This window comes from Acinetobacter haemolyticus, assembly GCF_003323815.1.
Classification (GTDB): domain Bacteria; phylum Pseudomonadota; class Gammaproteobacteria; order Pseudomonadales; family Moraxellaceae; genus Acinetobacter; species Acinetobacter haemolyticus.
The window spans coordinates 77,252-96,058 of the sequence record NZ_CP030880.1 but is presented as its reverse complement, the minus strand read 5'-3'; the positions used below and the strand labels follow the sequence as shown (position 1 = coordinate 96,058).

Sequence of the window (18,807 nt, the reverse complement as noted above, 5' to 3'; positions counted from 1 at the left end):
TTTTCGGGACGAAGTATCAAGGAATTTGAATGACACCACACCAGCCTTTGGTGATGCAACCCAATCTATGGAAAACCTTTTTTGTTTTTCTCGTCCCACTGATTGCAACCAATATTTTACAAAATTTGTCGGGAACGATTAATACCATCTTTGTTGGTCAAATGATGGGGGTAGATGCTGTTGCTGCTGTCTCGGTATATTTTCCGGTCTTGTTCTTTTTGCTTGCTTTTATTATTGGACTTTCTGCAGGAACAACCGTTTTAATTGGACAAGCATGGGGCGCACAGAACCTAGAAAAAGTGCGTAGCGTTATTGGCTCTACCCTGTTTATGACCTTAATTGGGGGCAGTATTATTGCCGTCCTCGGGTTATTCTTTGCCGAACATATTTTAATCCTGCTAGGTACTGATCCTACTGTGATGCATCTGTCATTGCCTTATGTGCAGTGGATGATGGCAGGTAGTCCATTGCTTTTTGTGTATATTATTTATACCTCGATCTTACGCGGTGTTGGTGATAGCGTAACGCCACTGATTGCATTGGGTTTAACCAGTTTGATTGGTTTAGCCGTCACCCCCATACTGCTAAAAGGTTATTTCGGCTTCCCTGCGCTTGGTATTGTTGCGCCCGCAATCGCCAGTATTATCGGTTATTTGGCAGTGCTGGTTTTTTTGGGCTTTTATCTGAATTACAAAAAACATCCACTCAAAATCGACCGTCAACTTTTACAACATCTACGTCATGATGCAGAGTTAAGCAAACTCATCCTTAAATTGGGTATTCCTACAGGGATTCAAATGGTCACCACTTCATTGGCTGGTTTGGTGATTATTGGCTTAGTCAATCGTTATGGTGCAAATGCGACCGCAGCCTATGGTGCAGTCAACCAAGTTCTGAATTATATCCAATTTCCAGCACTTTCCATCTCGATTGCCGCTTCTATTTTTGCAGCACAAGCCATCGGTGCAGGAAAAGCAGAGCTACTCAGTCGCGTTACTCGTACTGCATTAAGCATGAACTTCCTGTTTACAGGTAGCTTAATTGCTTTAGGCTATCTATTTTCCAAATATTTAATGGCACTGTTTATTACCGATCCTGAAGTGGTCGTTTTGGGTCAGCAGCTATTATTTATCGTGTTATGGTCATTGCTGTTTTTTGGTGCAAGTGCGATTTTTGCTTCGATTATGCGTGCTAGCGGAACGGTTACTGTACCGATGTTGATTAATATCTTCACTATCCTTCTGATCGAGATTCCTTGTGCTTATTGGTTTACCACACTATGGGGACTAACAGGAATTTGGATGGCCTATGCTCTGGCTTTTGTCTGCCTATGTGTATTCCAAGCCACGTATTATCAGTTCGTTTGGAAGAAAGGGAAAATCAAAGTTTTGATTTAAAAAAAAGCCATTCGATTTAGAATGGCTTTCTTGAAGTAACGTAGCGATTACAGCATTTTGGTGGCAAAAGCCGCTATACGTTGATAGCCTGTTGGGAATAAGCGCTGGAATGAATCGACGATACGAGCATCTGTTCCAATTAATAAACGGCGTTTATCTTTCAATACGGCTTGAAGGATTTGACGAGCCGCCTCTTCAGGTGGTGTGCGCAAAAACTTATCAAACTGCTTAATCGATTTATTTGGATCCATACCTAAGCTCTTTAAGCTGTCATTCATTTTTGCAGCTTTTGCAATATTGGTACGGATACCACCCGGATGTACACAAAGTGAGCTTACGCCACTTTTCTCAATATCTAACTCTTGGCGAAGCGATTCAGTAAAACCACGCACCGCAAATTTAGTCGCATTATATGCAGACTGTGTCGGTTGTGAGGTTAAGCCAAAAATACTAGAGATGTTGATGATATGGCCATCTTTAGTTTGTTTAATAAATGGTAGGAATTCTTTGGTGCCGTAAACCACACCCCAAAAGTTAATTCCAACGATCCATTCTAGATCTTCGTAGCTTGCACCTTCTACAGTTGAGCCTAATGCAACACCCGCATTGTTGAAGATCATATTCACTGAGCCATGATCTTGTACGGTATCTTGTGCCCATTGTTTCACCGCATCACGGTTAGAAACATCAAGAACTTTGGTGGTGACAGTAACTGGATACTGTTTAACCAACTCAACAGTCTGTGCCAAACCTTTCTCATTGATATCACTCAATGACAAATGGCAGCCTTGTTGAGCCAACAAAAGTGCCAGTTGTTGTCCAATCCCAGAGCCAGCACCTGTGATCGCTGCGACTTTATTTTTAAAGTTTTTCATTGCCTATCCTTTGTATTGCGAATGATATGCACATATTCGCTCAGATCATGTGCCGTTTAACTTGTAACCAATATAATTTTGACAATACATGTTGTCAATATAGTACACTATGCTTTTAAGACAAATGGCAAGAACAAACATAATGCTTGTCATAAATGCTCGTTCTAAGGTCTGTTGGCATTTGAGTCATACATCGTGTTATTGGCTAAAGCGACAGAAACAAGACATATTATTTTTAAACAGTTTGCAATCTAAGCGCTGCTAGACATACGATATATAGACTTTTTTAGGGAACGGTTTTTCGATGACAACTGAGAAGCAAGCCAATACAAAGAAAAAAACGAACGAAACCAAAGAGCGTCAATTCAAAGGTCTGTCTTTAACTGAACGCAAAGAAGCTCGTCGGGAAAAACTGATTGAAGCAGGTATTGCGATGTATGGGACACAAGGATTTTTCTCTGTGACCGTCAAAGATGTTTGTAACGAAGCAAAACTCACTGAACGCTATTTTTATGAGTCATTTAAAAAGAGTGAAGAACTTTTCCAAACTGTTTTTTTACGCATGATCAGTAAAATGCAAAGCTGTTTGACCCAAGCTGTACTCATGGCTGCGCCTGAACCGAAAAATATGGTCACAGCAGGGTTATCTGCGCTACTGAATACCATTAAAGATGATCCACGCATGGCACGAATTATTTACATCGATGCAATGCTCGTCCAAGACCTACACAATCAAGCGACAATCCAAGAAACGCTGACGCAATTTGATCGGATTATTCAAGGCTTTGTGATGATCACGATGCCCAATGTGCCGCAAACCACTGAGGAGGTATCTCTGATGGCGACAGGTTTAAATGGCTATGTGACTCATATTATTATCCGTTGGGTATCAGAAGGCTTTAAACAGCCATTGGAAGACGTCCTAAATGCCTGTTGTGCGGTGTTTTTATCATTTATTGAAAACACGACACAAAAAAATTAAAATCGTTTTACAGTTTTGTGACAAATGTAACTGCTACAAGACAGTGCTGTTAAACAGATGAATTTATTTGTTTTAATTTCAAGCAAACTGTCATCAATTAGTCACTCCTCTGCCCCACAATTGTCACAATTTATTGCTAAATTCGACTTTATTTACCCTTTTGCAATGATATTGTCATAATTAATCTTTGTAATAAGCCTGTCATAACAACAAAACGGTTAACCGTTACAGATTTTGAGGGTATTGCGCTGTGAAAGATGACTATATTTTAATTGTCGATGATGAGCTACCGATCCGCGAAATGATCCATACCTCTTTGGATATGGCTGGCTTCCAATGTTTACAAGCTGAGGATGCTAAGCAAGCGCATCAGATTATCGTTGATCAGCGTCCTGCTCTTATCTTGCTGGATTGGATGCTGCCAGGTGGCGTAAGTGGTGTAGATTTGTGCCGTCGCTTGAAACGAGATGAGAACTTGGCAGAGATCCCTGTGATCATGCTCACAGCTCGTGGTGAAGAAGATCATAAGGTTCAAGGTCTGGATGCAGGTGCAGACGACTACATGACCAAACCTTTTTCGACCCGCGAACTGGTTTCTCGTATCAAAGCGGTATTGCGTCGTGCCAATGCACTGAGCGGTGAAAAAGTGATTGATGCCAATGGCTTAATGCTAGACCCAGTGAGTCAGCGTGTGAGCTTTGGTGAGAGTATTCTCGATATGGGTCCAACTGAATATCGTTTACTGGCCTTCTTTATGACACATCCAGAACGTGCTTATACACGTGCCCAATTACTTGACCAAGTATGGGGTGGAAATGTGTATATTGAAGACCGTACTATTGATGTGCATATTCGTCGTTTACGTAAAGTGTTAGAACCTTTTGGTGTTGATCGCTTTGTTCAAACGGTACGTGGCACAGGTTATCGTTTCTCTACACGAGCTGATTTGGCAGCAGGTTAAAACCCTTTATGTATGAACCATATCCCGTCCCTGAGCTGGCGCGCGAACATCAACGTTTTCAATACAGCAGCTTATGGACGTTTGCAAAACAAGATTTAAGACTATTATTGTTTTTCTTATTGATTGCGAGCTTAATCGGATTTGGAGTTGGATACTTTTGGAGCTGTATTTTCGTCGCTTTTGTGGTGTTTTTCATCCTACAGCTTCGCTCACTTTATCTCGTCAATGAATGGATCTCTAATCGTCCTTACGATATGCCACCGAATCTGAATGGGATTTGGGGTGCATTATTGTTCAACGTTTATCGCGCTCAACGCCAAGAACGTATTGTACAAGCCGAAATGGTAGGTTTGATTGACCGTGCACAATCATCATTGGTGGCGTTGGCAGAAGCTGTTGTCTTGATTGATGACCAACATCAGCTCGAATGGTGGAATCCAGCCGCAGAAAAATTATTGGGTATCAATCCAATGGATCGCGGGCGTAACTTGCTGTCGATCTTGCGCCAACCAAATTTTATTGAATATTTTAACCATAGTGATCAAGCACCCGATGGCATCCGTCTACAAGCACAAATGAATGAAGAGCGTTATGTGCAAGTCAAAATTACCCGCTTTGGGGGGGAAAGCCGCCTTTTGGTCGCACATGACATCACCCGCATGCATAATCTTGAACAAATGCGTAAGGACTTTGTTGATAATATTTCACATGAGTTACGTACCCCGCTGACCGTACTCAGTGGCTATATCGAAACCTTTACTGATCAGGATGATATCACCCCTCGCTGGAAACGTGCTTTTACTCAAATGCAGTCACAAACCAAACGTATGAATGCATTGGTTAATGACTTATTGCTCTTGTCCAATCTCGAAAATAATAAAAAAGTTGCAAAAAATCAGATTATTGAGATGGCAAATTTGATGAATCAATTATTTGATGATGCTCGTGCCTACAATCTTGATTATGGTCACACACTCAACTTAGATATTGATAGTCACTGTGATCTGATCGGCTCAGACATGGAAATTGCCAGTGCTTTCAGCAATCTCATCACCAATGCGATTAAATACACGCCCAAAGGTGGCATTATTACCATTGGATGGCATGAGGATGGGGATCAAGCCTATTTTACCGTTCAAGACAATGGCATTGGAATAAATCCGAAACATTTACCTCGTCTAACTGAGCGATTTTATCGTGTAGATAGTGCGCGTAGCCGTCAAACAGGTGGAACGGGTTTAGGTCTTGCGATTGTGAAACACGTATTGATGCAACACGGTGCACATCTCGAAATTAGCTCCAAAGAAAATGAAGGCTCAACTTTTACAGCCGTTTTTCCAAAAGAACGTCTCTATATTGGATAAATGGGCAGTTGAATAACTACAGACAGCCGATCTAGACAGATCGGCTGTTTTGTTTTTTAGATTGAATTAATTATTTACTGTTGCATTCAACTGTTTTGCTTCAAGTAAATGGCTCGGTAAGCCAAAAATGTGATCAAAGAAATAGTTATACACAAAGGTATAACATGGGATGAGGATCATCAAACTAAAATCCAATAAGAATGCTTTGAGTAAACTGATCTGCATCCACCACGCAATCAATGGAATCAAGATCGTTACCAAAACAATTTGAAACCCAATTGCATGTACGATCCTTCTTTTCACAGTACGCGTTTTAGAAATTTGTCGTTTTTCCCACATTTCAAAAACATAGTTGTAGAAAAAATTTACGGTCACCGCAATAACTGCGATTAGCACCGATAATGGTCCTGTATGACTCATACTTGTACCAGAAAGCACTGCCAAAATCATGGCACAGATCAAAAAGCTAAATACTTCATAGAAAAAAACATAAGTTACTCTTCGTTTCGTTCCTTGCATGATCACACCTTAAAATCAACAATCTCTAGATTTTACGCTCTAGATCTGATAAAAAAAGTCAATCGTTATCAGATTTACTGACAAGGAAATTGCAATGAAACTGAGCAGTGAGCAGCTTGAATTGATTCTAGAAATCATTGATCGAGGAAGTTTCTCTGCAGCTGCCCGCGCCTTAAATCGGGTTCCTTCCGCAGTGAGCATGGCGATTGCCAATTTAGAAGCTGAATTGAATTTAAAATTATTTGAACGCAGTAAAAATCATCTAGCACCAACGGAAATTGCACTTTCAATTGAACCCCACGCAAGATTGATTGTGACGAAGCTACGCCAGCTCGAAATGCATCTCTCTGAACTTTCAATAGGATTAGAAACTCGTATCTGTATTGGTGTCGCAGCCGATATCAATCAAAAAATCATCTTAAAGGGCATTGAACAATTAATTCAGCACTATCCTCTTTTAAATATTGAAATGGTTTGCGCACCACAGCAAGAATTAAAAGCACGCCTACAGAACAATGAAATTGATTTATATATTGCTTATAGCTCATCAAATATCGATATCAATCAACGTTTTCGACTATTAGGTGTTGAACAGTTTGTCGCTGCCATTTCCCCTGAGCAAGCACAACAACTCAAGGCACAACATAAAAATGAACTCACCATGTTGTCTGAGTTTAGACAAATTATTGTCGCTAGTAAAAATTATCCTCTACCTGATCCTCGTATTTTGGTTTCTGATTCGTATTGGTATACCGACAATCTATCGATGGCAATTCATATGGTAGAACAAGGGATGGGTTGGGGAAATTTTCCGCTTTCAGTCGTGTCGGAGCATTTTACAAAGCACAGTTTAGTGCGTTTAGAGTTTAGTGACACCACCAATGGACTGGATATGCCCATCCATGCCATTTGGACCAGCTATAAACCCTTGAGTAAAACCATTCAACTGCTGATCGAGCTTTGGAGTAAAGAAATTTTTGAATAGGCATAAAAAAAGCCCGACATCCTGTCGGGCTTTTTTCGTATTTCGTTTCTAGGTGCAACTCCTGTCGTACCTCACGTCCTGATGCTCAAACTTATTATTTTTGTTTTATGTTTTGGAACTTCCTGTTCCTGATGAGTTCATATTAGGCAATTTAAAGCAGTCTGAATATGGGATATTGCCCCTAATCACTGTAAGAAAAAGCGTACATTGTTCACGGCGGAAAATAATTATTAGATCAGCTAAATTCACATAAAAACTTACACAGAACTTGATCATGAATATTGCAAAATATAAGAAAAATAAATATTACATATAAAAAACTTGAATATTATTCAATTCCATGTATACTTAAGTTAACTAGAAAAAGTATAGTTTAGTAAATCTTCTTTAAGTATCGCAGTTTTAGTCATAATCCTTCGTTTTTTTAGATCTTAAGCTCAATTCTTTATCCTTTTTCAAAGTTATACATAGCCTCATTAAGCGGCTGAAAATTATTAAAATTTAGTAGGATATATTATGTCTAATACAGTTACTGGTACAGTAAAGTGGTTTAACGAAACTAAAGGTTTTGGTTTCATTCAACAACAATCAGGTCCTGATGTGTTTGCTCACTTCAGCGAAATCGCAAATTCTGGTTTTAAAACGTTATATGAAGGTCAACAAGTTTCATTCAGCGTTGCTCAAGGTCAAAAAGGCCCAAATGCTGTGAACATTGTTCCTTTATAATCGCTGAATAAGCATGAAAAAAGCCCGACATCCTGTCGGGCTTTTTCGTATTTCGCACTTTAGGTATAACTCCTGTCGTACCTCACGTCCTGATGCTCAAACTTATTATTTTTGTTTTATGTTTTGGAACCTCCTGTTCCTGATGAGTTCATATTAAGCAATTTGATGGGGGCTGAACATAGGTCATTGACTGGAATTGGTGTAGGAAATGGCTTACAAGAATAATACTCAAGAAACAAAACAAGATTGCTAACGAAAAATATCTTGTCTCATATTGTTCTTTCTAATTACTCTTGATGCTTTATAAAAACATAAGAATTTGATTTTTATTAACTAAATTGTATTTTCCACACACAACGCCGATTATATTAGATAAGTAAAAATTAAACTTATTTCCAAAAAAGAAGTTTTTTTAAAAAACTTCTTTTTACTAGATGTTGATCAGATCTATTTTCAGTCATTGTTTTATCTTTAGTTTCAAAAATATTATTTATAAAAGAAAAACGTAATCCACTTTCAGTTATTAAGTTCCTAACTAAACTATCTTTATAAATATGAAAAATTATTTCTTCTTTAAGTAGCAATATTTCAACTATTTTTTGATCGTCTATTCTGCCTATCATATGGTTATGTGATGAACTATATTGAAGGAATTTTACTCTGCAGATTTCATTTATTACTTGTTCTAATGTTGAATTTTCATCACATTCTAATTGTATCTCCAAAGGACCTAATTGGTCATCTTGGGAACAACAAGCTTCTCTTATAATATGGACTATCATGATCTAAAGACTCTTTAAGTTTTCATAAAATTAACATAATATGCCTTATACAATGTTAAATAATTAACTCTCTGACATTAGCTCATATATTTTTTTAATCCTAGATTCTGATATAGAATCAATATTTTATTGATATCAATTATATGAATATATTTAACATAAAAGATTTAATTGCCAAACATGCAATTATTTTTAGTTCTACAGATTCTGAAATATCTATCCATATTTTTATGGAGTCATTTATCTACAAAGATGAGATCGTAAGTCCAATAATTCGTTTAGATGATATTGACTTACCATCAACAAAACTTTGCGATTTGGTTAATAAGTCTTTGAGTTTTAATCAAGGTGATTTAACGGGTTCTATATATTTAGGTGGGGTTCATCATCCTGTAGATGTAATAGGTCTGAGTTTTTTTCTAAGCAGGCAAAATAAATTAACTGTTCTAGTTAAAGGTCTTTACAACTTTGAGTATGAGGGGCTAGATGGCGTAGCTAATGAAGCATTTGTATTGAATACATTACTTAGTAGTTGCGATGTTAATGAAGACTAGCGAAATGAATAGGAGCTTTAATACTTATTTAATTCTTCTAAAATTAACATAAAACAGCTTACCCGAAATACGTAAAACAAAAAGCCCCTATTTCGGGGCTTTTTAAAAATTACTGCTAAATTAAACCGAATGCCCCAAACGCTCACCCATCACCACGGTCGAATTGGCTTTAAACTGCTCTTCCCAAACCATTTTATCTTTTTCAAATAAAACCACAGCAGTTGAGCCTAGATAGAAACGACCTAACTCAGCACCTTTATCCAACTGCATTTGATGATGTTGCAATTCAACACGACCCGTCGGTTTTACCTTACCTGTCGCAACTGTTTCAATCCCTGCAACAATCATTGCACCAACCAACACCACTGCCATACGACCAAGCTCAGTGTCAAACAAACACACCATACGCTCATTACGCGCGAATAAACCCGGAACATTTTCAGCCGTGGTTTGGTTGACTGAGAACAACTCACCTGGAATATATAGAGTTTCGGTCAATGTACCTGCCAATGGCATATGCACACGATGATAATCTTTAGGTGACAAATAAACAGTTGCAAACTGCCCATCAACAAATGGTTTTGCTAACTGTGGGTCGCCAATCAATTTCTCAACAGAAAAGCTTTGACCCTTCGCTTGGAAAATATCACCCGCTTCAATCTTACCGAGCTGTGAAATCGCACCATCCGCAGGACAAACAATACTATCGGCACGTTCATCTACACCACGTACACCTTGTTTCAAAGCACGAGTGAAAAACTCATTAAATGATTTATATTGATTTGGATTGGTTTGCTCGGCAATGCTCATATCAATGCCATATTTTGCTTTAAATGCCTGAATAACAGCAGTTTTCACCAAAACATTTTCACTTGCGGCAACCTTGCCGACCACACGGCTAAGTTGATGTTGCGGTACTAAATTTTGTGCTTTGATAAAAAGTTGTTTTTTTAAATCTGCTGCGAAACTCAAGATGGTGACTCCCCTGTAGTAATAGGACTATCGAGGCGATTGCCCCATTCACTCCACGCACCATCGTAGGCTCTCACTTGCCAATCAAGCAATCTTGCTAAAATATATGCCAAACCAGAACGGTGATGTGACTGACAATACACCACTACAGGTTGTTGTAAATTAAAGCCGAGTTGCTCTAAACGTCGTTGAGTGCGTTCAAGCGGGTGTAATTTTAGATGATTTTCACGATTAAGGGCAGTACTCCACTCAAAATGCAGTGCATTTGGGATGTGACCGCCGCGTCGCGCAGCTAACCGTAACCCTGTATATTCCTCATTACTACGACAATCCCATAGTTGAACATCGCCTTGCTCGACTTGTGCCAATAACTCTTGATATTCAACTCTGTACTGCTGTACTGCGTTCAAGTCAACTTGCACTAATTCCTGAACAGGGCTAAAACGATCAACTTCAGCACTTGTTGGAAGTCCAGCACCTAACCAAGCATGAATGCCACCATTGATCAGACTGGTTCGCGTAAAACCAAGGCAATGTAAATTCCAAATTAAACGCCCAGCCCAAGCACCGCCTTCATCATCATAGACCACGACATGATGCTGAGGAGAAATATTTAGCTTTTTAATTAAAGCGCTTAAACCGTCATTATCTGGCAACACCCCATTGGCTTGTTCATTTTGAGCAACTAAATATTTAGGTTGTAAATGAATGGCATGCGGAATATGTAATTGTTCATAAACCGAGGCACGGCTTAGATCAACAACACGAATTAGCTCGTGCCCTAAATAAGGAACAAGCTGTTCAGGCTCAATCAGTAAACCGAGTTTAAAATGAATATCAGTCATTGTTATGCGCTTGTGTCATCACATCATGTTTGATTTTAGCATAGCTCACTTTTTATCTTTGCTCGATTTTTTGCATTCATTTAGCAGAAAAGGAGATATAAGCTAACTCTCTTCCTTAATCTCAAACACCTGACGCAAATACGCCAAAAACGTTTCATTATCAGTCATGGTTTTACCAGAACTATCCGAAATTTTTGCGACAGATTGACGATTGCACTCGACCAACTTCAACACAATATTCAGCGGTGTCTGTCCCATATCATTGGTCAGATTAGTTCCGATCCCAAAACTCACCTGAAAGCGATCTTTAAAATATTGATGTAATGCCCAAGCTTTCTCTAAATTCAACCCATCACTAAAGGTCAACATTTTGGTTTTACTATCGATTTTCAACTTACGGTAATGCGCATAGGCTTTATCGCCCCATTCGTAAGGATCACCACTATCATGCCGTAAACCATCGAATAATTTGGCAAAATACAAGTCAAAATCACGTAGGAATGCATCCATACCAACGACATCAGTCAAAGCAATCCCTAAATCACCTCGATACTCTTGTACCCATGCCTCTAATGCTGCTTTTTGGAAATTTCGTAATCTTACATCAAGTGCCTGAAAAGCCTGTAAAAACTCGTGTGCCATCGTCCCAATTGGGCTAATCCCTAATTCTTTGGCAAGCAATACATTACTGGTACCACGAAATACTTTCGGCGCAGCTGTATGAAAAGCCTGTACCACATGTTTTTGCCAATCAAAACTATAACGGCGACGTGTACCAAAGTCTGAAACCAAAAACGGTGGTTCATTATCTTGTTGCTCTTGGGCATATTGTTGTAGTTGAACCAGTTTCTGCTGGAGTCGACGTTCACCCTCCTCCAACACAGCATCCGTACGGATACGGCTGAAGTACAACTCATTCACGATGGCCAAGACGAAGATCTCAAACATCATCGCCTGTACCATCGGCCCCTCGATACGAATATCTAACCGCCCTGCCTCATCAATACTGGCTTTGATAAAACGACGCTTGAGTTGGAATAATTCTAAATAATCGACAAAATCGCTTTTGATAAAACGCAATGAACGTAAGTATTGCAGTTCATCTTCTTTAAACTTTAAGTCACATAATAGATCAAGCTGATGATTTAACTCAGGCAAGATCTCCGATAAAGGATAAAGGGTGTCGTCTAAATTTCGACAACGGAATAAATAAACACTATGCGTTTGCGGAAACTGATGTAATACCACTTGTAACATAGTGAATTTATATAAGTCGGTATCCAGTAATGATCGAACAATGGCAGACATAGATGATGGTTTTAACCAATTTTTATAAGATATGTTTTGTTATACAACTAAATGCTTCTTATTGAATAGTAGACTTTTGCTGCACGGCTCAATTTTAACCCATGTCTCTGTTAAACTTAGCGCTTCTCTTTCATTCATCATTCAAATTTATTTATGCGTGCACTAATTCAGCGAGTTCTCGAAGCCAAAGTTGTGGTTGACGGTCAAACAACTGGTGAAATTGAAAAAGGATTATTGGTTTTCTTAGGTTTAGGCAAAGAAGATAACTTAGAAAAAGGTCAAAAACTGATAGATAAAATTTTAAAATATCGAGTTTTTGATGATGAGCAAGGCAAAATGGGCTGGAATGTGAGCCAAGCCAATGGTGGAATTTTATTGGTTTCCCAGTTTACCTTAATGGCCCAAACGCAAAAAGGTTTACGACCAGACTTTGGTCCTGCAATGCCCCCTAACGACGCAAAAGCGCTATATGAACAATTGGTTGAGTATACTCAACAACAATTTCAAAATGTACAAACGGGTATTTTTGCGGCAGATATGAAAGTGCACTTAGTTAATGATGGCCCTGTGACCTTTCAGCTTGAAATCGAATAAAATAACGCAATAAAAAACTCCCTTTTATAAGCTGCACCCTTCAAATTAGACTAAAAGCGTCCAACTTTCGAAGTGCAGTTCATTTAGGGAGTTTTTCGAATCGGTTTATTTACCCGTTTTTTCTTTAATAAATGCTCGTGCTTGGCGAATTTTTTCTTTCACTGGTTTTGGTACTTTTGGTGGAATCAATTTAGCGGCTTGGTTGAACCAAACCAACAGGCTAAAGTCACCTTCCATTTTAATGCTGCCATCTTGCATACCCGTCATAAATGCCGTTGGATCACCTTTTAATAAGGTTTTCACGCCCTGCTCACTTGATGCAAACTGTAAAATAAAATCAGCTTGTTCTGGGCTACCAGCAACTGTTTCAATCTTGCCACGATTAACTAGAATCTGGCGAGCCATGCCTAAATCGGTGCCAATTTGAATACGGAATTCACGGTCATGAACTAACTCAATAAACTTCGGGCTAGTACGTGCCAATTGCTTCATACGTAACGCCAAACCTGCCACCAATAAATCAAGCGGATCTGTGCTTACATCAACGATAGGTAACTTAACCACTGGTAAAGAAGAAAGCTTCATGACATTTATGCCTACAGTATTATGATGAAAATTAAGACAACCGTATCCTAGCACAATTGTAGATCAGACAGCCAAAGCTTTGTCACAGAATGCAACAAAGGCATGCTGAGCATGCCTTTGTTGCGATTCGAATTATTATAAATTATCGGCTAGAACATTGTTGCTGATCATCCTTGTATACAGGTGTATGTTCAATATACTGACGATTTGCCAGCTGTTTTTGTGCTTGTTTGTCTTCACGTAAAAGAATGAATGTAACCGTTACCATCGCAAGGCTTAAAGCAGTCAGATAACTATAGGCGACTGATATATCGAAGATCGTTTGTACTCCAAAACGTACGACTTCTAACAGTCCCCAGCAGAGCATACCCGCCAACATAAAACCTAACCAACGACGATAAGGAGAAAAGAAAACAGCAATAACTGCGACAGCGATTAAGCCAAATCCAACCCACATGGTGAAATTCGCTGCTTCCATAGGAACCTCCGTCTTTAAAGGGATGGTCTGTGTCTTGCGCAGACCTCATCATAATTGTTCTGTAATCTCTAACAGTACTACGTATTGCATTTGCGTCTTTATGCATTATGGAGGGTTTTTTTTAGAAAAAAAGAGCTTGAAATTAGCCTTACGACACAAGCTGTCGCAATATGCTTTTGTCATTACATTTTTTAAAATTACAAAAGTCCTGAATCTCCATATAGCATCAATTGCGGCGTGTCATTACAAAAAACTATCGCTATTTTTTAGCTCAAAAAAACTTTTTTTCGAATTTTTTTATCGTTGTTTTTCTATACATTTAGACATAATTATGACCAAATCATGACGCATCAAAAATGAACAATGCCGCTTTAAAAAGCGGCATTGTTGAAGCATAGAATCGCGATTTAAGCGCGATTTAAGTCTTTATCGTGCATACCTAGTAGATACAGTACACCATCTAAACCTACACTTGAGATTGCTTGATTGGCATTTTGACGCACTAAAGGTTTAGCTCGGAAAGCAACACCTAATCCAGCAATCGACAACATTGGCAAATCATTGGCCCCATCACCGACGGCCATTGCTTGCTCAAGTGAAATTCCCATTCTTTCTGCCAGTTGACGTAACAATTCAGCTTTACGCGCACCATCAACGATCGCGCCTTTTACCTCACCTGTCACCACACCATCTTCGACATCCAAAATATTGGCATGTACTTCATCAATCCCGAGTTTGGCTTGTAAATATTCAGCAAAATATTGAAAACCACCCGATAAAATAGCCGTTTTATAGCCTAGTGCTTTTAGCGTTGAAATCAAACGTTCAGCGCCTTCTGTCACGGTTAAACGCTCTGCGATTTTCGGTAAAACTGAAGCATCTAGGCCTTTTAGCAACGCCACACGTGCACGGAAACTTTGTTGAAAATCAAGCTCACCTTGCATCGCACGCTCTGTGATTTCAGCAACTTGCTCGCCTACACCTGCTTCTAATGCAAGCTCATCAATCACTTCTTGTTCAATCAAGGTTGAGTCCATATCGAAACAGACTAAACGGCGATTACGACGGTAAGCATTATCTTCTTGTACGGCGACATCAATATTCAGCTCACCTGACAAACTTAAACAAGCAGCACGCATCGCTTGTGCATCGAGCATCTGCCCGCTTAGACCAAATTGTACACAAGCCCGACGTGGGAATGGGCTTTCTTCATCTAACCCTAAACGTCCCGACAAGCGTGTAACCGTTTCAATATTAAAGCCTTGACTCGACACAATTCGGGTAACGGCTTGCAAGTGTTCTGCGGTCAACTCTGGCGCAAGCGCAGTCACGATATAGCGTGTACGCCCCCCCTCACTCACCCATTGATCATATTCTGCGTTGGAGATTGGTTTAAATCGCACAGTGAGACCAATATCATGTGCTAAAATCAAAATCTCTTTCATTGCCAATGCTGTTGCAGTCTCATTATCCGAAGCCACAACGATCCCAAGGGTCAATTGATTATGGATAACAGCCTGACCAACATCGAGTATTTGCAAAGAATGTACGGAGAGTACCTGCATTAATCGAGTAAACTGATTCGGTTGATCTGGTCCTAGAAAGGATATAAGAATGATTTCTCGCATGAATTGACTCGTGTTTGAGCGACAACTATTGTGTGTAAGAATCATAACATAACCGAACCTAAATCTATTTACCTTGGAAGTTTAACTTGAATGCGCCTCGCCAAGGGCTATTTGCTAGCCTACTGATCGTAAGTTTTGCATTGCATACCTTTTTATTGGTGATTGCAACGACACATCAACTCAATGAAAATCGTGCCAGCCAAGGACAGTTGATGACCAGTCAGCTGGTGGCCGACAGTCTTGCTGAACTAGAACCAGCCAATACGGTTTCATTGGCATTGGTCGCCAATCGCTATGCAACCAATCCAAGTGTTGCATCTATTCGAATTTTAGATGCGAATAAACAAGTGCTGGCAACCAGTGGTATGGCAAAAACTCGCCAAGGTGAGGTGTTTGTCCGTGATGCGCTGCAAAATGAAAAGAAAGTTGGAACCGTTGAAATTACACTGATTCAGCCAAGTATTGGTGAAATCTTACGAACTCAGTGGTTAGCCATTTTTGCTTCATTATTCCTTCACTTCCTCATCTGGCTGGCATATCGAGTCATTGCGCGTCCAACCCGTAGTGAATATTTGACGCGAATCAATCAAGAAAATCATTTAAAACATGAGATTCAACGCTTAACTCAAGCCCTTGCTTTAGAAAAGCAAAATGCCATCACTTTGGTTGCACAAGCACAACAGCAAGCAAAAACCCAAAACAAAACTCCAGCTGAGAAGAAACCAAGAGAATCTACTCAATTGGATGATCATAGCTTGGCTTTAAACATTCAGTTTTATGATCCGAAACAGTTACTAAATAGTGTCAACCAATCTGTTTCTGTGCCTTATTTTAAACTATGCCAATTGTTTCTCGATAAAAGTATTGATCTCTCAACTAAGCATTATCAGATCGATTCAACACAAATCCATGTGGTACAAGAGTTTAGTGCGGAGGGTGCAACCTTATCAACAACTTCGGAACAACCTGAAGCGCTTGAATGTCTGATGATGATCGGTGCTGTGTTCCAATTATTATCAGATGTTTTATATAAGCGTTATCGAGAAGACAAACGTTTTGCACTGCAAACACGAGGGGCTGTTGCCAGTGCCGTCGATGCGATGCAATTAGATGCAGTTGAAGCTGCAAAACGTTTAACACAACATATTCATGCCAAAGAAGCTGCTTTGCATTTGAACCATGAACAACTCAAAACCATTCAAAATCATTATGAACTGGTCGCAATGCCAAACCCAAGTAATATCATGACCCGCCATGCCTTTATGATTAATGGCATGAATGAAGAATGTGCAACCGTGGCGCAGACACTACGCACTGAAATCTTGATGGGCAAGAAAGCAAAAGCAGCAACCGAATCCTGATTCAAGTGCTGTAGCTGATTAAGATATTTGATCCAATTGCTGAATCTTTAATAAAAATAAGGCTTTGTTTTACGACAATGCCTTATTTTTTTTCCTGTGCAAATTCATCAAAAAATCATTATCAAAAGCCTATGACTGTGTATCCAGCCCAAGCCAATATTTGCTTTTCCACATCGCATTTTTGAATTGATCAAGAAGCACAGGCGAAATTTTTTAAAATGCGTTAAACTATGCCAGATTTATCGAATACTAGTGCCTGAAAAGGCAGCATCAAGGGTGAAAGCGAATGCCGCTGAGTCGTGTTGAAGAGCTTGTCGCAGATATTCGTGCAGGCAAAATGGTCATCCTTATGGATGATGAAGATCGTGAAAATGAAGGTGATTTAGTTATCGCTGCTACGCATGTACGTCCTGAAGATATTAACTTTATGATTACTCATGCCCGTGGTTTGGTCTGCCTAACCCTCAGTCGTGAACGCTGCAAACAACTTAATCTCCCGTTGATGGTTGATCAAAATGGTGCTCAACACGCCACCAACTTTACACTCTCGATTGAAGCAGCCGAGGGTATTAGCACAGGTATTTCGGCAGCTGAACGTGCGCATACCATTCATGCAGCAGTTGCAGCACATGCTAAACCAAGTGATATCGTACAACCTGGGCATATTTTCCCATTAATGGCACAACCAGGTGGTGTATTACACCGTGCAGGACATACCGAAGCAGGCTGTGATCTTGCTCGCCTTGCAGGTCTAGAACCAGCCTCTGTCATCTGTGAAATTATCAATGATGACGGTACCATGGCACGTCGTGCTGATTTGGAAATTTTCGCTGAAAAACATGGTTTAAAGATTGGAACCATTGCGGATCTTATTCATTATCGTATGACCAACGAACAAACCGTAGAACGTTTATCTCAAGAAACCATTGAGACAGAATACGGCACTTTCGATTTATATAAATATCGCGAAATTGGTGACCCTGATATTCATTTAGCATTGGTTAAGGGCGAGCCGAAAGAAGGCGTGACCACAGTTCGTGTGCATGGTTTCAGTCCTGTCCGTGATCTGCTCAAACTCAAAAAAGCAGATGGTTCAGCAGCGTGGAATCTTGATCTTGCCATGAAAACCATTGCCGCAAGTGAACGTGGCGTGTTGGTTTGGATTGGTCAAGATCATTTGGAAGATTTGGGTCATGCACTTCATCAGCTCAATCAACCAAAACCATTGAAATCAAATGCCGCACTATCGCAGCAATATCAAACCATTGGTGTAGGCGCACAAATTTTACGCGATCTAGGTGTGGAAAAAATGAAACTGCTCAGCTCACCGCTGCGTTTCAACGCCTTATCAGGATTTAATCTAGAGGTAGTGGAATATATCACTGCCGATCAAATCACAGCAAAATAATCGAGGTTGCTATGGCAATTCGCCGAATTGAAGGTTTATTACATCTCGCAAGCGAAGGTCGTTATGCGATCTTAGTGGGTCGTTTCAACAGCTTTGTGGTTGAACATTTACTTGAAGGTGCGATCGACACCTTAAAACGTCATGGTGTTGCAGAAGATGCAATTACCGTGATTCATGCACCTGGTGCATGGGAACTGCCTATTGTTGCAAAAAAATTAGCAGCATCAAATAAATTTGATGCCATCATTGCATTAGGTGCAGTGATCCGTGGTAGCACACCACATTTTGATTTTGTTGCAGGCGAATGTGCCAAAGGTTTAGGTGTGGTTGCACTTGAAAACACAATGCCAGTGATCAATGGTGTCTTAACAACTGACAGCATTGAACAAGCAATCGAACGTTCTGGTACGAAAGCAGGAAACAAAGGTAGCGAAGCTGCATTGACTGCAATCGAAATGGTTAACTTATTAAAGGCAATTTAAA

The 18,807-nt window shown here is 39.7% G+C and carries 20 protein-coding genes; 11 read left to right on the top strand and 9 right to left on the bottom strand.

The window, feature by feature from the left end; translation table 11 throughout:
• The first annotated feature begins 29 nt into the window (after positions 1 to 29).
• The gene (locus DS737_RS00450; protein ID WP_005087253.1) at positions 30 to 1,397 is read left to right on the top strand and encodes an MATE family efflux transporter; all 1,368 of its coding nucleotides are present in this window, start codon (positions 30 to 32) and stop codon (positions 1,395 to 1,397) included.
• A gap of 47 nt (positions 1,398 to 1,444) precedes the next feature.
• Here DS737_RS00450 and DS737_RS00445 read toward each other — a convergent pair whose 3' ends face one another.
• The gene (locus tag DS737_RS00445; protein WP_113996510.1) at positions 1,445 to 2,272 is read right to left on the bottom strand and encodes an SDR family NAD(P)-dependent oxidoreductase; all 828 of its coding nucleotides are present in this window, start codon (positions 2,270 to 2,272) and stop codon (positions 1,445 to 1,447) included.
• A gap of 304 nt (positions 2,273 to 2,576) precedes the next feature.
• Between DS737_RS00445 and DS737_RS00440 the strand changes: the two genes are divergently transcribed.
• The 3 genes from DS737_RS00440 (at position 2,577) to phoR (ending at position 5,579) form a co-directional block, all read left to right on the top strand.
• Complete coding sequence (locus DS737_RS00440) at positions 2,577 to 3,254, top strand: TetR/AcrR family transcriptional regulator (RefSeq protein ID WP_008942114.1); 678 nt, start codon at positions 2,577 to 2,579, stop codon at positions 3,252 to 3,254.
• Between the two features lie 250 nt (positions 3,255 to 3,504).
• Entirely contained in the window at positions 3,505 to 4,215 is a 711-nt protein-coding gene (gene phoB, locus DS737_RS00435) for a phosphate regulon transcriptional regulator PhoB (RefSeq protein ID WP_004641646.1), read from the top strand.
• An 8-nt stretch (positions 4,216 to 4,223) separates the two neighbouring features.
• Complete coding sequence (gene phoR, locus DS737_RS00430) at positions 4,224 to 5,579, top strand: phosphate regulon sensor histidine kinase PhoR (protein ID WP_113996509.1); 1,356 nt, start codon at positions 4,224 to 4,226, stop codon at positions 5,577 to 5,579.
• A 66-nt stretch (positions 5,580 to 5,645) separates the two neighbouring features.
• Here the strand turns inward: phoR and DS737_RS00425 are convergent, their stop codons facing one another.
• Positions 5,646 to 6,098: a PACE efflux transporter gene (locus DS737_RS00425; protein ID WP_004641652.1), complete on the bottom strand. Its 453-nt coding sequence runs from the start codon at positions 6,096 to 6,098 to the stop codon at positions 5,646 to 5,648.
• Positions 6,099 to 6,192: 94 nt separating this feature from the next.
• Here DS737_RS00425 and DS737_RS00420 point away from each other — a divergent pair, with 94 nt between their 5' ends.
• Both DS737_RS00420 and DS737_RS00415 read left to right on the top strand, forming a co-directional pair.
• A complete protein-coding gene (locus DS737_RS00420; protein ID WP_113996508.1) occupies positions 6,193 to 7,083 on the top strand; it encodes a LysR family transcriptional regulator in 891 nt (296 codons plus the stop codon).
• A 516-nt stretch (positions 7,084 to 7,599) separates the two neighbouring features.
• Complete coding sequence (locus tag DS737_RS00415) at positions 7,600 to 7,809, top strand: cold-shock protein (protein WP_004641656.1); 210 nt, start codon at positions 7,600 to 7,602, stop codon at positions 7,807 to 7,809.
• A 389-nt stretch (positions 7,810 to 8,198) separates the two neighbouring features.
• Here the strand turns inward: DS737_RS00415 and DS737_RS00410 are convergent, their stop codons facing one another.
• A complete protein-coding gene (locus tag DS737_RS00410; RefSeq protein WP_005088729.1) occupies positions 8,199 to 8,591 on the bottom strand; it encodes a hypothetical protein in 393 nt (130 codons plus the stop codon).
• Positions 8,592 to 8,734: 143 nt separating this feature from the next.
• On the opposite strand from DS737_RS00410, the gene DS737_RS00405 reads away from it, so the two are divergent.
• Entirely contained in the window at positions 8,735 to 9,145 is a 411-nt protein-coding gene (locus tag DS737_RS00405) for a hypothetical protein (protein WP_005087262.1), read from the top strand.
• A 120-nt stretch (positions 9,146 to 9,265) separates the two neighbouring features.
• Here DS737_RS00405 and asd read toward each other — a convergent pair whose 3' ends face one another.
• The 3 genes from asd to pncB form a co-directional block, all read right to left on the bottom strand.
• On the bottom strand, positions 9,266 to 10,117 hold the full coding sequence (asd, locus tag DS737_RS00400) for an archaetidylserine decarboxylase (protein WP_005087265.1): 852 nt from the start codon (positions 10,115 to 10,117) through the stop codon (positions 9,266 to 9,268).
• Entirely contained in the window at positions 10,114 to 10,962 is an 849-nt protein-coding gene (locus tag DS737_RS00395) for a sulfurtransferase (protein ID WP_113996507.1), read from the bottom strand. The genes asd and DS737_RS00395 overlap by 4 nt, the downstream gene beginning before the upstream one ends.
• A gap of 102 nt (positions 10,963 to 11,064) precedes the next feature.
• Positions 11,065 to 12,270 (bottom strand): nicotinate phosphoribosyltransferase, encoded by a 1,206-nt coding sequence (pncB, locus tag DS737_RS00390; RefSeq protein WP_113996506.1) that lies wholly within the window; start codon positions 12,268 to 12,270, stop codon positions 11,065 to 11,067.
• 153 nt (positions 12,271 to 12,423) lie between these two features.
• Between pncB and dtd the strand changes: the two genes are divergently transcribed.
• Complete coding sequence (dtd, locus tag DS737_RS00385) at positions 12,424 to 12,864, top strand: D-aminoacyl-tRNA deacylase (RefSeq protein ID WP_005087271.1); 441 nt, start codon at positions 12,424 to 12,426, stop codon at positions 12,862 to 12,864.
• 105 nt (positions 12,865 to 12,969) lie between these two features.
• On the opposite strand, the gene DS737_RS00380 is transcribed toward dtd, so the two are convergent.
• The 3 genes from DS737_RS00380 to serB all read right to left on the bottom strand — a co-directional run bounded on the left by DS737_RS00380 (position 12,970) and on the right by serB (position 15,555).
• Complete coding sequence (locus DS737_RS00380) at positions 12,970 to 13,449, bottom strand: hypothetical protein (RefSeq protein ID WP_004637199.1); 480 nt, start codon at positions 13,447 to 13,449, stop codon at positions 12,970 to 12,972.
• A gap of 142 nt (positions 13,450 to 13,591) precedes the next feature.
• Entirely contained in the window at positions 13,592 to 13,927 is a 336-nt protein-coding gene (gene aciT / locus DS737_RS00375; protein ID WP_004637201.1) for a ciprofloxacin tolerance protein AciT, read from the bottom strand.
• A 407-nt stretch (positions 13,928 to 14,334) separates the two neighbouring features.
• Positions 14,335 to 15,555: a phosphoserine phosphatase SerB gene (serB, locus tag DS737_RS00370; RefSeq protein WP_005087273.1), complete on the bottom strand. Its 1,221-nt coding sequence runs from the start codon at positions 15,553 to 15,555 to the stop codon at positions 14,335 to 14,337.
• Positions 15,556 to 15,641: 86 nt separating this feature from the next.
• On the opposite strand from serB, the gene DS737_RS00365 reads away from it, so the two are divergent.
• The 3 genes from DS737_RS00365 (at position 15,642) to ribH (ending at position 18,806) form a co-directional block, all read left to right on the top strand.
• Entirely contained in the window at positions 15,642 to 16,916 is a 1,275-nt protein-coding gene (locus tag DS737_RS00365) for a hypothetical protein (RefSeq protein ID WP_004637204.1), read from the top strand.
• A 286-nt stretch (positions 16,917 to 17,202) separates the two neighbouring features.
• Positions 17,203 to 18,324 (top strand): bifunctional 3,4-dihydroxy-2-butanone-4-phosphate synthase/GTP cyclohydrolase II, encoded by a 1,122-nt coding sequence (ribBA, locus tag DS737_RS00360; protein ID WP_004637205.1) that lies wholly within the window; start codon positions 17,203 to 17,205, stop codon positions 18,322 to 18,324.
• 11 nt (positions 18,325 to 18,335) lie between these two features.
• Entirely contained in the window at positions 18,336 to 18,806 is a 471-nt protein-coding gene (ribH, locus tag DS737_RS00355) for a 6,7-dimethyl-8-ribityllumazine synthase (RefSeq protein ID WP_113996505.1), read from the top strand.
• Position 18,807: the final 1 nt, after the last annotated feature.

Excerpts from the sequence above, each read along its gene's own strand:
- DS737_RS00450 (WP_005087253.1), top strand. The coding sequence starts at position 30 with ATGACACCACACCAGCCTTTGGTGATGCAACCCAATCTATGGAAAACC.
- DS737_RS00445 (WP_113996510.1), bottom strand. The coding sequence starts at position 2,272 with ATGAAAAACTTTAAAAATAAAGTCGCAGCGATCACAGGTGCTGGCTCT.
- DS737_RS00440 (WP_008942114.1), top strand. The coding sequence starts at position 2,577 with ATGACAACTGAGAAGCAAGCCAATACAAAGAAAAAAACGAACGAAACC.
- phoR (WP_113996509.1), top strand. The coding sequence starts at position 4,224 with ATGTATGAACCATATCCCGTCCCTGAGCTGGCGCGCGAACATCAACGT.
- DS737_RS00425 (WP_004641652.1), bottom strand. The coding sequence starts at position 6,098 with ATGCAAGGAACGAAACGAAGAGTAACTTATGTTTTTTTCTATGAAGTA.
- DS737_RS00420 (WP_113996508.1), top strand. The coding sequence starts at position 6,193 with ATGAAACTGAGCAGTGAGCAGCTTGAATTGATTCTAGAAATCATTGAT.
- DS737_RS00415 (WP_004641656.1), top strand. The coding sequence starts at position 7,600 with ATGTCTAATACAGTTACTGGTACAGTAAAGTGGTTTAACGAAACTAAA.
- DS737_RS00410 (WP_005088729.1), bottom strand. The coding sequence starts at position 8,591 with ATGATAGTCCATATTATAAGAGAAGCTTGTTGTTCCCAAGATGACCAA.
- DS737_RS00405 (WP_005087262.1), top strand. The coding sequence starts at position 8,735 with ATGAATATATTTAACATAAAAGATTTAATTGCCAAACATGCAATTATT.
- DS737_RS00395 (WP_113996507.1), bottom strand. The coding sequence starts at position 10,962 with ATGACTGATATTCATTTTAAACTCGGTTTACTGATTGAGCCTGAACAG.
- pncB (WP_113996506.1), bottom strand. The coding sequence starts at position 12,270 with ATGTCTGCCATTGTTCGATCATTACTGGATACCGACTTATATAAATTC.
- dtd (WP_005087271.1), top strand. The coding sequence starts at position 12,424 with ATGCGTGCACTAATTCAGCGAGTTCTCGAAGCCAAAGTTGTGGTTGAC.
- DS737_RS00380 (WP_004637199.1), bottom strand. The coding sequence starts at position 13,449 with ATGAAGCTTTCTTCTTTACCAGTGGTTAAGTTACCTATCGTTGATGTA.
- aciT (WP_004637201.1), bottom strand. The coding sequence starts at position 13,927 with ATGGAAGCAGCGAATTTCACCATGTGGGTTGGATTTGGCTTAATCGCT.
- serB (WP_005087273.1), bottom strand. The coding sequence starts at position 15,555 with ATGCGAGAAATCATTCTTATATCCTTTCTAGGACCAGATCAACCGAAT.
- ribBA (WP_004637205.1), top strand. The coding sequence starts at position 17,203 with ATGCCGCTGAGTCGTGTTGAAGAGCTTGTCGCAGATATTCGTGCAGGC.
- ribH (WP_113996505.1), top strand. The coding sequence starts at position 18,336 with ATGGCAATTCGCCGAATTGAAGGTTTATTACATCTCGCAAGCGAAGGT.